Source organism: Caulobacter sp. P1_D6, from assembly GCF_056406095.1.
Window position 1 is genome coordinate 1 of the sequence record NZ_JBFUAW010000054.1, and the last position, 16,325, is coordinate 16,325.

The 16,325-nt window shown below is 69.9% G+C and carries 17 protein-coding genes; 15 read left to right on the forward strand and 2 right to left on the reverse strand.

What is annotated here, in order from left to right; genetic code table 11:
• On the forward strand, positions 1 to 384 hold a 384-nt coding region (locus AC1DYP_RS22800), incomplete at its 5' end, for a hypothetical protein (RefSeq protein ID WP_477048259.1).
• A 76-nt stretch (positions 385 to 460) separates the two neighbouring features.
• Here AC1DYP_RS22800 and AC1DYP_RS22805 read toward each other — a convergent pair.
• The gene (locus tag AC1DYP_RS22805; protein ID WP_477048260.1) at positions 461 to 1,567 is read right to left on the reverse strand and encodes an endonuclease/exonuclease/phosphatase family protein; all 1,107 of its coding nucleotides are present in this window, start codon (positions 1,565 to 1,567) and stop codon (positions 461 to 463) included.
• Between the two features lie 286 nt (positions 1,568 to 1,853).
• Here AC1DYP_RS22805 and AC1DYP_RS22810 point away from each other — a divergent pair, with 286 nt between their 5' ends.
• The 3 genes from AC1DYP_RS22810 to poxB all read left to right on the forward strand — a co-directional run bounded on the left by AC1DYP_RS22810 (position 1,854) and on the right by poxB (position 4,399).
• On the forward strand, positions 1,854 to 2,306 hold the full coding sequence (locus tag AC1DYP_RS22810; protein WP_477048261.1) for a hypothetical protein: 453 nt from the start codon (positions 1,854 to 1,856) through the stop codon (positions 2,304 to 2,306).
• A complete protein-coding gene (locus tag AC1DYP_RS22815; protein WP_477048262.1) occupies positions 2,303 to 2,605 on the forward strand; it encodes a DUF1294 domain-containing protein in 303 nt (100 codons plus the stop codon). Before AC1DYP_RS22810 ends, AC1DYP_RS22815 begins: the two co-directional genes overlap by 4 nt.
• Positions 2,606 to 2,677: 72 nt before the next feature.
• On the forward strand, positions 2,678 to 4,399 hold the full coding sequence (gene poxB, locus AC1DYP_RS22820) for a ubiquinone-dependent pyruvate dehydrogenase (protein ID WP_477048263.1): 1,722 nt from the start codon (positions 2,678 to 2,680) through the stop codon (positions 4,397 to 4,399).
• A gap of 45 nt (positions 4,400 to 4,444) precedes the next feature.
• Here the strand turns inward: poxB and AC1DYP_RS22825 are convergent, their stop codons facing one another.
• Entirely contained in the window at positions 4,445 to 4,780 is a 336-nt protein-coding gene (locus AC1DYP_RS22825; protein ID WP_477048264.1) for a DUF3060 domain-containing protein, read from the reverse strand.
• 185 nt (positions 4,781 to 4,965) lie between these two features.
• On the opposite strand from AC1DYP_RS22825, the gene AC1DYP_RS22830 reads away from it, so the two are divergent.
• From AC1DYP_RS22830 to AC1DYP_RS22880, 11 genes are all read left to right on the forward strand, one after another.
• Complete coding sequence (locus tag AC1DYP_RS22830) at positions 4,966 to 5,646, forward strand: glutathione S-transferase family protein (protein ID WP_477033122.1); 681 nt, start codon at positions 4,966 to 4,968, stop codon at positions 5,644 to 5,646.
• Between the two features lie 200 nt (positions 5,647 to 5,846).
• Positions 5,847 to 6,320, forward strand: a complete 474-nt coding sequence (gene greA / locus AC1DYP_RS22835) for a transcription elongation factor GreA (protein WP_477033123.1) — start codon at positions 5,847 to 5,849, stop codon at positions 6,318 to 6,320.
• Positions 6,321 to 6,747: 427 nt separating this feature from the next.
• Complete coding sequence (locus tag AC1DYP_RS22840; protein ID WP_477048296.1) at positions 6,748 to 7,728, forward strand: mitochondrial fission ELM1 family protein; 981 nt, start codon at positions 6,748 to 6,750, stop codon at positions 7,726 to 7,728.
• 53 nt (positions 7,729 to 7,781) lie between these two features.
• On the forward strand, positions 7,782 to 8,012 hold the full coding sequence (locus AC1DYP_RS22845) for a hypothetical protein (protein ID WP_477033124.1): 231 nt from the start codon (positions 7,782 to 7,784) through the stop codon (positions 8,010 to 8,012).
• Positions 8,013 to 8,236: 224 nt separating this feature from the next.
• Entirely contained in the window at positions 8,237 to 8,998 is a 762-nt protein-coding gene (locus tag AC1DYP_RS22850) for a hypothetical protein (RefSeq protein WP_477048265.1), read from the forward strand.
• A gap of 24 nt (positions 8,999 to 9,022) precedes the next feature.
• Entirely contained in the window at positions 9,023 to 9,739 is a 717-nt protein-coding gene (locus AC1DYP_RS22855; RefSeq protein WP_477048266.1) for a cytidylyltransferase domain-containing protein, read from the forward strand.
• Positions 9,736 to 10,806 carry a UDP-2,4-diacetamido-2,4,6-trideoxy-beta-L-altropyranose hydrolase gene (gene pseG, locus AC1DYP_RS22860; protein WP_477048267.1) on the forward strand — a complete coding sequence of 357 codons (1,071 nt, stop codon included), beginning with the start codon at positions 9,736 to 9,738 and terminating at the stop codon, positions 10,804 to 10,806. The genes AC1DYP_RS22855 and pseG overlap by 4 nt, the downstream gene beginning before the upstream one ends.
• Positions 10,807 to 10,853: 47 nt before the next feature.
• Positions 10,854 to 11,708 (forward strand): SDR family NAD(P)-dependent oxidoreductase, encoded by an 855-nt coding sequence (locus tag AC1DYP_RS22865; RefSeq protein WP_477048268.1) that lies wholly within the window; start codon positions 10,854 to 10,856, stop codon positions 11,706 to 11,708.
• Between the two features lie 130 nt (positions 11,709 to 11,838).
• Positions 11,839 to 12,966 carry an extracellular catalytic domain type 1 short-chain-length polyhydroxyalkanoate depolymerase gene (locus AC1DYP_RS22870; RefSeq protein ID WP_477048297.1) on the forward strand — a complete coding sequence of 376 codons (1,128 nt, stop codon included), beginning with the start codon at positions 11,839 to 11,841 and terminating at the stop codon, positions 12,964 to 12,966.
• A 129-nt stretch (positions 12,967 to 13,095) separates the two neighbouring features.
• Positions 13,096 to 13,611 carry a hemerythrin domain-containing protein gene (locus tag AC1DYP_RS22875; protein ID WP_477048269.1) on the forward strand — a complete coding sequence of 172 codons (516 nt, stop codon included), beginning with the start codon at positions 13,096 to 13,098 and terminating at the stop codon, positions 13,609 to 13,611.
• A gap of 274 nt (positions 13,612 to 13,885) precedes the next feature.
• The gene (locus tag AC1DYP_RS22880) at positions 13,886 to 16,255 is read left to right on the forward strand and encodes a TonB-dependent receptor (RefSeq protein WP_477048270.1); all 2,370 of its coding nucleotides are present in this window, start codon (positions 13,886 to 13,888) and stop codon (positions 16,253 to 16,255) included.
• The last annotated feature ends 70 nt before the right edge of the window (positions 16,256 to 16,325 follow it).

Here is a 16,325-nt window from a genome sequence, read left to right on the forward strand (position 1 = left end):
ACCCAAGCCACCATCGACATCCCCACCCGGTGCCTGACCTTCCAGCTCAAGCTGATGGCCGCCCTCGAAGCGGCCTGGGCGAGCATCGAGGCCTCCACCAATCCCGTCCTGATCCGCCAGGCCCGCGACAAGGCCAAGGCGATCGGCGAGCTGGCCGCCATGGCCCGCAAGGTCGCCCTGATCGTCCCGACGCCGCGCGGCAAGCCGCAGCTGGCCGAAACGGCCGCCGCCGGCCTGCACGCCGCCCAGGGCGTGGCGAACCTGAGCGCGATGGTGATGGCCTCCAGGCCGACCGCCGCCCCGGACGCTCCCATAGCGGCGCAGGCCGAACACAGCCGCCGCGCGCTCGACAAGCTCAAGGGCGGAGGACGCGGGCGGCTGTGAAGAAGCCCTCCCTCCCCACAAGGGGGAGGGAAAGCGAGTTTGCCGGACGTTCTTCGCCAAGCGAACGGCGGGCCGCCTACCGCCGCCAGGTCACCTTGACGCCGAGGCCGTTGCGCAGCTGGGGCCGCAGTTCGACGGGCGGCCGCGGGGCGGCGGGGGCCACGACGGCGGGATTCCAGGTGAGCCGGTAGCGCACCAGATAGCCGTCGTGGTCCGACAGCCGCGACCCCGACCTGGAGGCGCCGAACAGGGTCTCGATCCGGATCGGCCGCACGGTCACCGGCCCGGCGCTGGCGAAGGCCTGCAGGTCCTGGGAGCCCAGCCAGGGCCGGGCCGCCGGATGACCCAGGGCCTGGCCCTCGCAGGGATCGGCGGCGCGGCTGCAGAATTCGCTGACCACCTGATACGGCCGCTCGGCGGACCGATAGTCGTAGCGGTCGGGGGCGTTGCGGACATTGAAGTCGCCGCCGACCAGCAGCGGCCGATCGACGTCGCGATGGGCCTTGATGAAGGCCGTCAGCTCTTCGGTCTGCAGGTTGTGGGCCCGCAGCGACCGGGCGATCGGCACCTTGGCGGCGCGGCGCGAATTGAGGTGGGTGTTGACGATGTCGATCTCGCCGGGCGCGCCGGGCAGCGCCAGGCGGGCCAGCATCACCCCCTTGTTGGCCAGGCAGTCCAGGCCGGCGCAGTAGCGGTAGGGCGTGTCCTCGACGTCCGTGATCGGCGCGTCGCTCAGCACGTGCAGGCCGGCGCCGGTGAACTTGCCCCAGCCCTCGCCGAACGACGGATAGCGCACCGTGGCGTAGCGCCGTCCGTTCTCCGGCCCCGCCCCCGAGGCCCGTTGGGAGCGGCTGGGCCCGCGCGCCCAGTAGCGGTAGCCGCTGGCCTTGACCAGGTCGTCGACCTCGCCGCGAAAACCTTCCTGGATCAGCACCACGTCGGGCTGGCGGCCGTCGCGCCGCATCGTCGCCAGTTCGGCCCCGATCGCCTTCAGGGCCTTGGCGCGACCGTTGGCCAACGGCCACGGCAGGCCCCGGACATTGTAGGTGAGCACGCTGATCTCGGTGCTGCGGGCGCCGCCGGGCGGGGCGGCCACGCCAACGCCGGACGAGGCGCCGAGATCGATCTCGTCGGGGGCCAGGACCGCCAGGGCGGGAACCAGGGCCAGAGTCGCCAAAGTCATCATTCGCCGCTCCCAGACATGCGGGCCGCTTCGAATGACGATCCAGACCGTTGTCGTCTTCGAGACAGCGCGTAGTTCAGACGCAGCCGGATGTGTACTGAGCTCTATTGCCGGCGAGGCTTGTCTCCACTGAGTCGGCGGCGGCGAAGTGAAGCAGATGCGAAGGTTTTATTTTTCCGACGGGAGGCGGACCCGTTTTTCCATGGGCGGCCAATCGGGATCGAAAGCCGACGTCGCCCTCCGGCGCCGATTGAGCCCGGCCATTTCACCCGCTAAGCCCTGCGGCATGACCGCCGCCCCCTACACCGACGCCGAGGTCGCCGACCTGGCCCGCCGCCTGCTGGACCACAGCCTGCCCAAGGCGCAGTGGACCCACGCCGCGCATCTGAGCGCCACCCTGCGCCTGGTCCGCACCCGGAACGAAGGCCTGGAGCGCGACATGCCGCGCATCATCCAGACCTACAACGTCGCGGTCGGCGGGGTGAACGACGACCACAACGGCTATCACGAGACCATCACCCAGGCTTACCTGGCCGCCGTCCGCGCCTTCGTCGCGACCCTGCCGGCCGGGACCTCCGACAGCGAGGCCTGCGCCCGCCTGCTGGCCACGCCGATGGGCGACAAGGCCTGGCCGCTGGGCTTCTGGTCGCGCGAGCGGCTGTTCAGCGTCGCGGCGCGCCGGGGCTGGGTCGAGCCGGACCTGGCGCCGCTGGAGGCTCCCGTCGAGGCCTCGGCGTGACCCTGTTCGCGACCCTCTATCTGGCCGTCCTGAACCTGGCGACCTTCGTGATCTTCGGGTTCGACAAGGCCGCCGCCGCCGACAAGGTCAACAGGGGCCGCTCGCGCGTGCCCGAGCGCGCCCTGCTGACCCTGGCCGCCCTGGGCGGCAGCCCCGGCGCCCTCCTGGCCCGCCCGGTGTTCCGCCACAAGACCCGCAAGCAGCCGTTCTCGGCCTGGCTGACGCTGATCATGTTCGTGCAGGCGGCGGCCGTGGTGGCGGGGCTGGCGCTGTGGTGGGCGCGCCACGGCGACCGATAAAGGCAAGACTCCGAACCCATCGCGTCCAAGGGTGTTCAAGGTTTCCCACCTTGCCAGCACGCGGGACTCGCGATGACCAAGACCGCCGCCCACTTCATCGCCGAAACCCTGGAAGCCGCGGGGGTCAAGCGCATCTACGGCGTGGCCGGCGACTCGCTCAACGGCTTCACCGACGCGCTGCGGGCGCGAGGAAAGATCGACTGGGTGCACGTGCGCCACGAGGAGGCGGCGGCCTTCGCCGCTGGAGCCGAGGCCCAACTGACGGGCCAGATCGCCGTCTGCGCCGGCAGCTGCGGCCCGGGCAACCTGCATTTGATCAACGGCCTGTTCGACGCCCAGCGCAGCGGCGCGCCGGTGCTGGCGATCGCCGCCCACATCCCCAGCACCGAGATCGGCATCGACTATTTCCAGGCCACCCATCCGGAGAGCCTGTTCAAGGACTGCAGCCACTATGTCGAGCTGGTCTCCCAGCCCGAGAACCTGCCGCAGGTGCTGGAGCGGGCCCTGCGCGTGGCGATCGCCCGCAAGGGCGTGGCCGTCGTGGTGATCTCCGGCGACGTGGCGCTGCGGCCGCTGGACGCCGCGCCGCCGACCTGGATCGCGCCCTCTCCGCCCCGGCTCGTTCCCCCGGACCGCGACGTCGCCGCCCTGGCCGAGATCCTCAACGACTCCCAGCGCATCACCCTGCTGTGCGGCATCGGCTGCGCGGGGGCCCGCGAGCAGGTCCTGGCCCTGGCGCAAGCGCTGAAGGCCCCGATCGTCCACGCCCTGCGCGGCAAGGAGTCGATCGAGCACGACAACCCCTACGACGTGGGCATGACCGGCTTCATCGGCTTTTCGTCGGGCTATGCGGCGATGAAGGCGTGCGACACCCTGGTGATCCTGGGTTCGGGCTTTCCCTATCGCCAGTTCTATCCCGACAAGGCCAGGGTGGTGCAGGTCGATGTCAGCCCGGAGGCCCTGGGCAACCGCCGCCGCATCGACCTGGGCCTGTTGGGCGACGTGGGCGAGACGCTGGACGCCCTGCTGCCCCGGCTGACCGTCAAGACCGACCGTCGCTTCCTGGACAAGGCGCTCGAGCACTACGCCAAGGCCCGCGAGGGGCTGGACGCCCTGGCCGCGATCCCGGACGGCGCCACGCAGATCCACCCGCAGCAGGTGTCGCGCGTGGTCAGCGACCTGGCGGCCCAGGACGCGATCTTCACCTGCGACGTCGGCACGCCCACCGTCTGGGCCGCCCGCTACCTGAAACTGAACGGCCGGCGTCGGCTGCTGGGATCGTTCAACCACGGCTCGATGGCCAATGCGATGCTCCAGGCGATCGGCGCCCAGGCGGCCTTTCCGGGTCGGCAGGTGGTGTCGATGTCCGGCGACGGCGGCTTCTCGATGATGATGGGCGACTTCATCAGCCTTTCCCAGCTGGGCCTGCCGGTGAAGGTGATCGTGCTCAACAACGGCACGCTGGGCTTCGTGGAGATGGAGATGAAGGCCGGCGGCTTCCTCGACACCGCCGTCGACCTGGTCAATCCCAACTTCGCCGCCATGGCCCAGGCCATGGGCGTGGAGGGCTTCCGCGTGGAGCACCCGCAGGACCTGGAAGCCTCGATCGCCAAGGCCTTCGCCCATCCGGGCCCGGCCCTGGTCGACGTGGTCAGCGCCCGCCAGGAACTGGTCATGCCGCCGAAGATCGCCGCCCGGGAAGCCCACAACTTCGGCGTCTTCGCGCTGAAGGCGGTGCTGGACGGCCGGGCCGGCGAACTGATCGACCTGGCGAAGGTGAACCTGCTGCGGTGAAGGCCGGGCCGGATGGCTGTTTTTCGCGCGCCCGGCTCCGCGCCGCTAGGGCTGGCGGGCGACGCTGTTGTCGACGCCGGAGATCTTGACCCGGGGTTCGCCGTCCGAGCGCCAGCGCACCTTGTTGCCCGTGCCCTCGACCTTGACCGGCGCGCCGGGCCGCAGGCCGATGGCGATCGTGCTGTCGGCGCCCGTCACGGTCAGGCTGGCGCAGGCGCCGGTGAAGGTCAGGACGTGGTCGACGCCGGCGACGAAGACGTCGCGCCCGTCGCACGGGATCGAGCGCTGCTGCTCCACGCCGCTGATGCGGATCGCGTCCTTCCCGGCACTGGCCGTTCCGACCTGGGCGGCGGCCGCCAGCGCGGCGATAAGCGTCATCATGATCGATCCTCGAGACGTTCGGGGTTTGAAGGGGCAGGCTAGCGGCCGAGCACAACGGGGGCGTGACCGCCTGTATCGCAAGACGCCGAAACCTCTGAAGGTTCCCGCCCCGGTTCGCGCAAAGCCCGCTTGACTGACGCGGGGGCGCTCGCCGCCTATGGCCCCACACCGCGTCGGAGCCCGCCATGATCGTCGTCCATCACCTGAACAACTCGCGCAGCCAGCGGGTGCTGTGGCTGCTGGAGGAGCTGGGCGTTCCCTACGAGGTCAAGCGCTACGAGCGCGACGCCAAGACCATGCTGGCCCCGCCCGAGCTGCGCGCCATCCACCCGCTGGGCAAGTCGCCAATTCTTACGGACGATGGGATCACCGACGGCGACAAGACCATCGCCGAGACCGGGGCGATCATCGAGTACGTGATCGAGACCTACGGCCAGGGCCGGCTGATCCCGGCGGCGGGGACGCCGGAGCGCCTGCGCTGGACCTACTGGCTGCACTACGCCGAGGGCTCGGCGATGACGCCGCTGCTGCTGAAGCTGGTGTTCACCGCCCTGCCGGCCCGCGCGCCGGGCCTGCTGAAGGGTCTGGTCAAGAGCATCGCCGCCAAGGCCCAGAGCGGCTTCGTCGACCCGCAGCTGAAGATGCACGTCGACTACTGGGACGCCGAGCTGGCCAAGAGTCCCTGGTTCGCCGGCCCGGACTTCACCGCCGCCGACATCATGATGAGCTTCCCGCTGGAAGCCGGCGCCGCGCGGGCCGGGGCGGCGTCCCGCCCGCATGTGAAGGCCTTCCTGGACCGCATCCACGCCCGCCCGGCCTATCGCAAGGCGCTGGAACGCGGCGGACCGTACGACTACGCGGGGTAGCTCCGCGGAGGGCATTGGAGCGCATTCGGAACAAGCGTCGCGCAAGCGCGCTTGATCCTGACCGCCAACGGGGTCAAGCTTCGCTTTAAGGGCGGGTACTTGCTTATCGCTAACGCGGCGCCTATCCTCTCAGCCCCCGGTCGTGCGCGCCAACGTCCGGGAGTCTTCCTCCCTCTGGGCGAACCGAGCTAAAATCCGCAATGGAAAAAGTGCCGATGACCGCCGGGGGTTACCAGACCCTCGACGAAGAACTGAAGCGTTTGAAGACGATCGAACGGCCGGCGGTGATCGCCGCGATTTCCGAGGCGCGCCAGCATGGCGACCTGTCGGAGAACGCCGAGTATCACGCCGCCAAGGAACGCCAGGGCTGGATCGAAGGCCGGATCGCCGAGATCGAGGACAAGATCGCGCGCGCCCAGATCATCGACGTCTCGAAACTGTCGGGCACCCAGGTGAAGTTCGGCGCGACGGTCAGCGTCGTCGACGAGGACACCGAGGAAGAAGCCCGCTACCAGATCGTCGGCGAACACGAGGCCGACGTGAAGTCGGGCCGCATCTCGCTGAGCTCGCCGCTGTCGCGCGCCATGATCGGCAAGGAAGTCGGCGAGGTGGTCGAGGTCAATACGCCAGGCGGCGTGAAGGCCTACGAGATCCTCAAGGTCGAGTGGGTCTAGCTTAAGCCCCATTCCAGGGACATTTGCGTACGAGGCGCCGGACAGCTTAGCTTGGCCGGCGCGTCGCTTTGCTATGGCCGGGATCACCGACGTGGTTGAAAAGAAAAACACCGAAGCGACGGAGCCGAAGGCCGCCAAGCCGCGCAAGGCTCCGGCCAGGGCGGGGGCGACGACGCCGGCCGCCGCGAAGGCCGCCAAGACGCCCCAGGTTGAAACGCCGGTCCCCGCCGAGACCTCGCCCGAGCCGCGGACGGCCGCGCGGCCGAAGTCGCGTCCCGGCGCCGTCGAGGCCCCGACGCCCGTCGAGACCGCGTCGCCCGAGCCGAAGACCAAGCCCGCGCCGCGTCGCAAGGCCGTCGCGCCGCCCGTTCCCGAGCCCGTCGCCCCGCCCGCCCCTGAAGTCCCCGAAGTCCCCGCCCGCGAACCCATCACCATCTGGGCGATCTCGGACGGCCGGGCCGGCATCGAGGCCCAGGCCGTGGGCCTGGCCGAGGCCGTGGCCCGCCAGGTCCCGGCGACGATCGTCGTCAAGCGCGTGGGCTGGAGCGGCCGGATCGGCCGCCTGCCCTGGTGGGCCAACTGGCTGCCCCGCCGCTGGCTGACCCCCGAAAGCGGCATCCAGGCCCCCTGGCCCGACCTGTGGATCGCCGCCGGCCGCGCCACCCTGCCCCTGTCGATCCGCGCCAAGCGCTGGTCGGGCGGCAAGACCTATGTCGTGCAGATCCAGGATCCGCGCGTGCCGGCCAACATGTTCGACCTGGTCATCCCGCCCCGCCACGACCGGCTGACCGGCGACAACGTGCTGCCGATCACCGGCTCGCCGCACCGGGTGACGAGCCAGCGGCTCGAAACGGAATACGAAAAATTCAAGGACCGCATCGACGGCCTGCCCCATCCCCGCGTGGCGGTGCTGCTGGGCGGCAAGTCCAAGGCCTTCGACCTGCCGGCCCTGCGCGCGGCCGAGATGGCCCACCAGATCCAGCTGCCGCTGGAGCAGGAGGGCGGCAGCCTGCTGATGACCTTCTCGCGGCGCACGCCCGACCCGGCCAAGGCCCTGCTGACGGCCCGCCTGCGGCATCTGCCGGGCATGATCTGGGACGGCGAAGGGGCCAACCCCTATTTCGCCTTCCTGGCGGCCGCCGACTACATCCTGGTCACCGAGGACTCCACCAACATGGCCACCGAGGCCGCCTCGACGGGCAAGCCGGTGTTCATCCTGAAGATGGACGGCGCGAGCCTGAAGTTCCGCCTGTTCCACCAGGAGCTGGAGAGCATGGGCGCGGCCCGTCCCTACGGCGGGGCCTTCCACGGCTGGACCTACGAGCCCGTCGACGAGACCGGCCGCGCGGCGGCCGAGATCGTGGCGCGGATGGACGCGCGAAGCGCGACGGGGGCGACGAACGCCTAGGGCGAGCCTGAACGTCACTTGCGCGCAATAGTTGTTCTTGTTATGTTCGCGGCATGACGGATCCAGCCGCCCCCGCGCCGCACACCGGAAAGGCTGCTCGCAACGAAGCGCGAAAGGCCTTCGCGACAACGGCCAACGCGCTCTCCATCGCCATATTGGTCACGATCTGGCTGCAGCCGATGCTGTCCGGCCGCGCCCCCGGCTTCAGCGGCCCGATCGCGGTCGGCGCCTTCATTGCGCTGCAAGCCCTGGCCCATTATGTTTTAAGCAGGGTGGAGGACTGAGCATGGACCCGCTCATCTACATGTCGCTGATCGCCCTGATGGGCGGCGTTCTGGCGTACGGGGTCTATTGGGCCTTCTCCAAGTTCGACCGTCGCTGACGCCAGCCTCCCCGATCTTCGCCGAACACCCGCCCCGCCCGAAACAACAACCTCAGCGAAGCTTTGCAGTTCATCTCGGCGGCGAAACTCTCTAAGTCTGCCCGCAGCGATTTGTCGGGGGACACCATGAAGAAATCACGTTTCGCCTTCGGGTCGGGCCTTGGCCTGGCCTTGGCGCTGGCCATGACCGCGCCCGGCGCGGCGCTGGCCACGGCCAAGGAGAAGCCGGCCGCCGAAGCCACGATCACCGCCGCCGAGCGCGCGGAGTTCCGCGCCGGGGTCCGACAGGCGGGCGAGACCATGGCCCTGCTGATGGATGCCTATCCCGCCGAATACGCCGAGCTCGAGACCAAGGTGATCCTCGGCGTGAAATCGGGCCAGATGGACCTGGCGGCCGTTCGCCAGATGTCGTTCGAGTGGGCCGCCAACCTGCGCGCGCGGGTGATGGCCAACGCCTCGAAGGCCTCGGACGCCGACCTGATCGCCATCGGCCGCCGCCAGCAGGAGATCATGCGCAAGCTGAGCGTCAGCAACGCCCGCGCCTGCTACGAATTCATGGAGCAGGGCGGCCTCAGCCAGGACAGCGCGGCCAATCTGGGCGCCGAAAGCCGGACCGAGATCGACAAGCTGGGGGGCATGCAGCTGCGCGCCGCCGCCGCCGCGACCAAGGCGCCGGTCGTGCGCCAGGAGGTCACCGAAGCCGAGATCAAGCCGATCCTGGAGGCCTTCCAGAAGAACGGCGGCGACATCCAGTGGCTGGCCGCCGTTGGCGACAAGGACAAGATGGGCAATTTCAGCGCCGACGAGCGCTGCACCAACGCCCAGCATTGGCTGGAGACGATCCTGGGCCAACCCGCGCCGATGTCCGCGCGCCTGCTGGCCAGCTAGGGCCGGGCTTGGCATGATGCGCCGGTGATCATCGCCGTCCTTCAGGCCCGCATGGGTTCCGAACGCCTGCCGGGCCGGCCGGGCATGCCGCTGGTCCGGGCCCCGCTGGTGGTGCGTCAGATCGAGCGGATGGCGCGGGCCCGGCGGGTGGACAGGATCGTGGTCTCGACCACCACCGACCCCGCCGACGACGCCCTGGAGGCCGTGGTCCGGCGCGAGGCGATCCCCGTCCATCGCGGCCCGCCCCAGGACGAGCTGGCCCGGCTGGCCGGCGCCCTGGAGGCCCATCCGGCCGACCACGTGGTGCGGGTGGGCGACGACAGCCCGCTGATCGATCCCGAGCTGATCGACGCGACCATCGAGCTGCACCTGTCCGAACAGGCCGACCACACCACCAACCGCTCGCCCGGCGCGGCCTATCCGGCCGGCCAGGGCGTGGAGGTGATCACCGCCGAGGGCCTTCGCCGGCTGGCCGCCGAGAACGCGGCGCCGCGGCTGAGGACGGGCGACGCGCCGGAGACCCCGCCGGCGCCCGTCCGCTGGTCGTCCCTGGCCCTGCTGGCCCAGCCCGACCAGGGCGAGGTGCGCTGGGCCGTCGAGAGCCCGGCCGACTACGCCTTCGTGGCGGCGGTCTATGACGCCCTCTATCCGGTGAACCGCGCTTTCACCTCGGACGACGTGCGCGCGCTGCTGGCGCGGCGCCCGGACCTGGCGACGTTCGGCGGGGTGAGGCGGCTGTGACCTCCTATCCCCACATCCTCTTCCTCGCCGACGCCGGCCCCGCCGTGGGCGGCGGCCATGTGATGCGCGGCCTGACCCTGGCGCGGGCGCTGGAGGAAGCGGGCGCGTCGTGCCAGTTCCTCGTCACCCCGGCGGGCAAGGCCGTGTTCGACGCCTTCGGCGGCGGCGTCTCGTACATCGAGACCTACGACATCACCCAGGCCGAGCTGGTGGACCGCGCGGCGAGCGTCGCGCGAAACGCCGACGCCGTGGTCATCGACCACTACGGCCTGTCCGCCGCCGACCATCGCGCCATCGCCGCCGGCCGTCCGACCCTGGTCATCGACGACCTGGCCGACCGCCCGCTGGCCGCCGACCTGGTGCTGGACTCCGGTCCGGCCCGCGCGGCGAGCGACTATGACGGCCTGGTCCCGCCGCACGCCGAGCTGCTGCTGGGTCCCAACCACGCCCCGGTCCGTCCCGCCTTCGCCGCCCTGCGCAAGGAGGCCCTGGCGCGCCGGGCCGACGCCCCGGCCGTGCGGCGCATCCTGGTCTCGCTGGGCCTGACCGACGTGCGCGGCGTCACCGGCCGGGTGGTGGACCTGATGCTGCCGCTCCTCAAGAAGGAAAATGGGGTGGGCGACGCGGTCCTGGAGGTCGTCCTCGGCTCCGGCGCCCCCAGCCTGCCGCGTCTGAGCGCGCTGGCCAGGACCGAGCCCCGCCTGGCCCTGCACGTCGACAGCCAGGACATGCCGCGGCTCACCCTGGAGGCCGACCTGGCCGTCGGGGCCGGCGGCTCGACCAGCTGGGAGCGCTGCGTCCTGGCCCTGCCCACCCTGCTGCTGGTGCTGGCCGCCAACCAGCGCGAGGCCAGCGCCACCCTGGCCGGCGCCGACGCCGTCCTGGCCCTGGACGTCGCCGATCCGGACTTCGACGCAGCCTTTACGGCCGCCCTGACCCGCCTGCTGGCCGACCCGCTGCTGCGCGACCGCCTCTCGGCCGCCTCGGCCGCGGTCTGCGACGGACGCGGCGCGGCGCGGGTCGCCGCGCACTTCCTGGAGGTGATCGCGCGCAAACAGGCTGGATAACGGCGTTTACCTCTCCCATCTTGGCCATGACCAAGGGGAGCCAGCGCATGAGCCATCCATCCGTCGTCGTCACCGGCGCCTCCACGGGCATCGGCTGGGCCGTGGCCAAGGTGCTGAGCCAGCAAGGCTTCCACGTGTTCGGCAGCGTGCGGAAGGCGGCCGACGCCGAGCGGCTGGTCGCGGCGTTCGGCGACAAGGTCACCCCCCTGCTGTTCGACGTCACCGACGAGGCCGCCGTGCGCGCCGCCGCGCGAACCGTCGAGGCCGCGCTGGACGGACGGCCCCTGGCGGGCCTGGTCAACAACGCGGGCGTCGCCGTGGCCGGCCCGCTGCTGCACCTGCCGATCGACGAGTGGCGCAAGCAGCTGGAGGTCAACCTGACCGGCGTGGTGATCGCCACCCAGGCCTTCGCGCCGCTGGTGGGCGCGCGCAAGCCGGCCGGCGGCAAGCCGGGCCGGATCGTCAACATCGGCTCGGTCGGCGGCCGCAACGCCAACCCGTTCATGGCCCCCTACTGCACCACCAAGTTCGGGCTGGAGGGGATGTCGGAATCCCTGCGCCGCGAGCTGCTGCCGTTCGGCGTCGACGTGATCGTGGTCGCCCCCGGCGCGGTCGCCACGCCCATCTGGGACAAGGCCGACGAGACCGACACCGCCGCCTACGCCAATACCGTCTACGCCCCGGCCCTGGAGCGGCTGCGCGCCTACATGCTGTCGATCGGCAAGTCGGGCCTGCCGCCCGAGCGGATCGGCGAGGCGGTCCACACCGCCTTGACCGTCGCCAGACCCAAGGTCCGCTACACGGTCTCGCCCGACCCGTTCCAGGTGTTCATGACCGAAGTTCTGCCCAAGCGGACCCTGGACCGGATCGTCGGCAAGCGGCTGGGCCTTCTGCCGAGCTAGCCTCTCGCCCCCTATCCGGCGGCTGTAATCAAACGTGATGAGACCTTATGCTGCAGTGCAGCATTATTGCCTCGGCCCGATAGTGGCTGCAGCGAGAGTGACGATGCCGGGCCTTGGTGAAACGACCGCGATGTTGGCGCGCCTGCGCCGGACGACGAAGACCCCTTTCTCGACGCCAGTGAACGGGTCCCTCGTCGAGACCATCGCTTTCGGGGAAAACTCCGGCGCGCTGCGCATGCTGTCCCACACGCCAGACGCGTTGGCGGCCGGCGCGCCCTTGGTCGTGGTGCTGCACGGCTGCACCCAGACCGCCGAGGGCCACGCGATCGCCGGCGGCTGGATCGCCCTGGCGGACCGCCTGGGCTTCGCCGTCCTGGCGCCCGAACAGGTCGCGGCCAACAATCCCAACCGCTGCTTCAACTGGTTCGAACCGGGCGACACCACGCGCGGACGGGGCGAGGCCGCCTCCATCGCGGCCATGATCGCCGCCATGGTCCGGGACCACGATTGCGATCCCCGACGGGTGTTCGTCACCGGACTGTCGGCGGGCGGCGCGATGACAGCCGTGATGCTGGCGACCTATCCCGAACTGTTCGCCGGCGGGGCGATCATCGCCGGCCTGGCCTACGGCGTGGCGCGCGGCGTGCCCGACGCTCTGCGGGTGATGGGACGAGGCGACGGTCGCGACGCGGCCGCGCTCGGAAACCTGGTGAAGCGCGGCGACGCCGCGCCGCTGCGACTGGCGATCTGGCAGGGCGACGCGGACTACACGGTCAACGCCGCCAACGCCCAGGACCTGGCCCAGCAGTGGACCACCGCCACGGGGCTGGCCAAGGCGCCCGTCGAGGTCGCCCGGCGGGGAAACCGGACGCGTTCGGTCTGGCGGAACGACACTCAAGACCATGGGGGCGGCTCGGTCGTCGAACTGAACATCGTCCACGGCCTAGGCCATGGAACGCCGCTGTCGACCAAGGGCGACGACGACGTGGGAACGCCCGCGCCTTACATGCTGGAGGCTGGCCTGTCCTCGACCCTGGAAATCGCCGACTTCTGGGGGTTGTCCACGAAAGAGGCGACAGCCAGGAGACCGACGCCGGACCCCGTCGCGCCGCCCGCCGACGCGGCGCGCCCCTCCCCTTCGGGCGCCCCGCCGACCGGCGTCGCCGCCCAGGTGATGGACGCGATCTCCGGCCACGTGCCGTCCCAGGTGCGCGACGTCATCGCGAAGGCCCTGCGCTCAGCTGGCCTGATGCGGTGAAGGTGTCGAACAGGCGACACAAGCAGACGCGAACGTGTCGCAAGTGATTGAAAGCCCGGAACAAACGATCGGTAGGCCCCGTTGCTGTGTCCGACAGTCTCCCTGACTGTTTTCATGGAGATAAAGACGATGGCCGACACCCCCAAGCTCGACGCCGTGGCCCTGCTCAAGGCCGATCACCGCAAGGTCGAGGACCTGTTCGCCAAGTTCGAAGCCGCCACCGGCGACGGCAAGAAGAAGGCCCTGGCCGAGCAGATCTGCCTGGAGCTGACCGTCCACACCAAGATCGAGGAGGACATCTTCTACCCGGCCTGCGAGGGCAAGGTGGAGGAGGACCTGCTGAAGGAAGCCTATGTCGAGCACGACGGCGCCAAGGTGCTGATCGCCGAGATCGAGGCGGGCGGCCCGGACGACGAATTCTACGACGCCAAGGTCAAGGTGCTGTCGGAGATGATCGAGCACCACGTCAAGGAAGAGGAGCAGCGCGTCGAGGGCATGTTCAGCCAGGCCCGCAAGGCCGGCCTCGACATGGACGCCCTCGGCGAGCAGATGGCCGCCGAGAAGGCGCAGCTGATCGCCGCCTACAAGAAGACCGGCTTGCCGACGCCGGAAACACCCACCCTCACCGCGACGACCCTGGCCTAACCGGCGAGCCTGGGCGGCCTACCCCGCCCAGGCCAACGGCCGAGCATGGCTTCAAAGGTCCCGGCGGCAGGCCGCCGGCTCAGACATTGGACCTGATCGTAGCCAGGTGGCGTCACCGGAGCGCCCGCGAAAAACCCGCGAAATCCCCAGAATAAATCGTCACCCAACCTCGCACCCGGGCGTGACGAAAACGTCATCGATCACGAATATGAAACGTTTCACTTGATCGAATTCGGCGACCGCTCGAGCGGATCGCCCACACGGGGGCATGACCATGAAGACGTCCATCTGGCTGGTTTCGAGCGCGCTTTACGCTGTGCTGGCCGCCCAACCGGCCCTGGCTCAGACCAGCGCCGCGCCGGCCGACCAGACCCTCGACGAGGTGGTGGTCACCGCCGAGCGCTTCGGCTCGGGCCTGGCCCGCGCGACCTTCACCCTGGGCGCCGAGGACATCCAGGAGCGTCCGATGGGCGCGGACGTCACCCAGGCCCTGGTCAAGGTTCCGGGCGTCCAGGTCTCGACCGGCGACGCGCGCGGCGGCAGCTTCTCGTTCGAGATCTACATGCGCGGCCTGACCGACGAGCAGATCGGCCTGACCCTGGACGGGATCCCGACCGGCGACAGCCGCTTCAACGGCGGCTCGCCGCCGCAGCGCTTCGTCGAAAGCAGCAATGTCAGCAAGATCACCGTCTCGCAGAGCGCCGGCGACATCGGCGCGCCGTCGCGCTTCGCCCTGGGCGGCTTCATCGACTTCGTCACCGACGCCCCGCGCAAGGCCTTCGGCGCGACGATCGAGGCTGGGCTCGGCTCGTTCGACTTCCGCCGCATCTACGGCCGCGTCGACAGCGGCGAGATCGCGCCGGGCCTGTCGGGCTACCTGACCTATTCGCACCAGGAGAACGACATCTGGGCGGGGCGCGAGAGCCGGGGTTCGGAGCGCGACCACTACGAGCTGAAGGTCGTGAAGGACTTCGACAACGGCTCGTTCGTGAAGGCGCGGGTCTCGTACAACGACCAGACCGACAACGACTTCAACATCGTCACCAAGGGCGAGTTCGAGGCCGCCCCGCGCAGCGACCGGGCGCTCGACGCCATCACCGGGATCCCGGCCAAGGACATCGACTTCGGGGGCGCCCTGGGCGGCTGGCGCAAGGACTGGCTGACCTATCTGAACGGCCATTTCAAGCTGACCGACACGGTCAGCCTGGACGTCAATCCGTACTACCAGACGCTGAACGGGGAATCCTTCCGCTACCAGGACCGCCAGCGCATCCTGGCCGGCGGCGACCCGCGCGCGGTGACCGGCTACAACGCCAACGGCGGCGCGATCCGCCCGGCCCTGACCACCCTGCGCAACAGCAACGTCGTGGGCGGTCCGGCCGACATGCGCGTCACCCCGCGCGACCGCGAGCGCTACGGCGCGACGGGCGAACTGAAGGCCTTGAACGTCTTCGGCTCGGGCCACGACCTGCGGATCGGCGGCTGGTGGGAAGGCGGCGATTCCAGCGAGAACCGCAACTTCTACCCGATCATCAATTCGGCCCAGAGCATCGCCTACGACCGCTCCAGGCTGAACTATGTGGAGTACCAGCGCACGGCCTCGGTCGAGACGACGATGCTGTACGCCCAGGACGAGTTCCGCGCCTTGGATGACAAGCTGAAGGTCGACCTGGGCCTGACCTGGTACGACGTCCGCTACGACGCCAAGTCGCCGCTGGAATACAAGGCCAACGTCAGGTTCTCGCAGCACTCGGACGTCAATCCGAAGATCGGCGCGACCTACCAATTGGCCCCGGCCTGGGAGCTGTTCGGCGGCTACGCCAAGAACTTCGCCGGCATTCCCGAGGACGCCTTCCTGGGCTCGACGGCGGTGATCAACCCCAATGACCTGGACCCGGTCGAGACCGAGAACCTGGACCTGGGCTTGCGCTATGTGAAGCCGAACCTGGCCTTCTCGATCCAAGCCTATGACGTGGACCTGAAGAACAACGTCGGCATCGTGCCGCGCGACCCCACTGCAATCCTCGATCCCGACGAAGTCGTCAGAGGGAATGTCGCGACCAAGGCCGTCAACATCGCCGGGATCACCACGCGCGGGGTCGAGCTGACCGGCTACTACGACTTCGGCCGCGTCGACCTCTACGGCTCATACTCGCACCAGGACGCCAAGCACGACGACCCGGCGATCGGCAGCGCCGCGCGCAAGGCCCTGGCCTCGGTGGGGGTGATCGGCGGGGCGGGCGTGCGCGACATCCCCAAGGACAGCCTCTACGCCCAGGTCGGCTGGGAGCCGCTGGACGGCGTGAAGATCGACGCCAATGTCCGCTATGTCGGCGACCGGGTCGGCGGCCATATCGTGGCCCCGACCACCTTCCAGGAGATCGGCGTCGAGACGATCGACGGCTACACCCTGGTCGGGCTGACGGCGACCTATGACCTGAAGCGCGCCGGGGTTCCCGACCTGCGGTTCCAGCTCAACGTCGATAACCTGTTCGACGAGGCGTATATCGGCTCGGTCAGCGGCTCGACCGCCACCCAGCCGGAGTTCGGCTACACGGCCGCCACGCCGAACGCCCGCACCCTGGACCGCTACTTCGTCGGCGCGCCGCGCACCTGGACCCTGTCGGTGCGGGCCCGCTTCTGACGGACGGACGTCCAGCCTTGACGGCCCACGTGAAAGGTTTCACGTCGCGTGGGCCGCACCACCCGGAATC

Bases quoted from the DNA above. Each gene is read 5' to 3' on its own strand.
- AC1DYP_RS22830 (WP_477033122.1), top strand. From the start codon at position 4,966: ATGATCGTCGTCCATCACCTGAACAACTCGCGCAGCCAGCGGGTGCTG.
- AC1DYP_RS22880 (WP_477048270.1), top strand. From the start codon at position 13,886: ATGAAGACGTCCATCTGGCTGGTTTCGAGCGCGCTTTACGCTGTGCTG.
- AC1DYP_RS22865 (WP_477048268.1), top strand. From the start codon at position 10,854: ATGAGCCATCCATCCGTCGTCGTCACCGGCGCCTCCACGGGCATCGGC.
- AC1DYP_RS22850 (WP_477048265.1), top strand. From the start codon at position 8,237: ATGAAGAAATCACGTTTCGCCTTCGGGTCGGGCCTTGGCCTGGCCTTG.
- AC1DYP_RS22805 (WP_477048260.1), bottom strand. From the start codon at position 1,567: ATGACTTTGGCGACTCTGGCCCTGGTTCCCGCCCTGGCGGTCCTGGCC.
- greA (WP_477033123.1), top strand. From the start codon at position 5,847: ATGGAAAAAGTGCCGATGACCGCCGGGGGTTACCAGACCCTCGACGAA.
- AC1DYP_RS22870 (WP_477048297.1), top strand. From the start codon at position 11,839: ATGTTGGCGCGCCTGCGCCGGACGACGAAGACCCCTTTCTCGACGCCA.
- AC1DYP_RS22845 (WP_477033124.1), top strand. From the start codon at position 7,782: ATGACGGATCCAGCCGCCCCCGCGCCGCACACCGGAAAGGCTGCTCGC.
- AC1DYP_RS22875 (WP_477048269.1), top strand. From the start codon at position 13,096: ATGGCCGACACCCCCAAGCTCGACGCCGTGGCCCTGCTCAAGGCCGAT.
- poxB (WP_477048263.1), top strand. From the start codon at position 2,678: ATGACCAAGACCGCCGCCCACTTCATCGCCGAAACCCTGGAAGCCGCG.
- AC1DYP_RS22810 (WP_477048261.1), top strand. From the start codon at position 1,854: ATGACCGCCGCCCCCTACACCGACGCCGAGGTCGCCGACCTGGCCCGC.
- AC1DYP_RS22825 (WP_477048264.1), bottom strand. From the start codon at position 4,780: ATGATGACGCTTATCGCCGCGCTGGCGGCCGCCGCCCAGGTCGGAACG.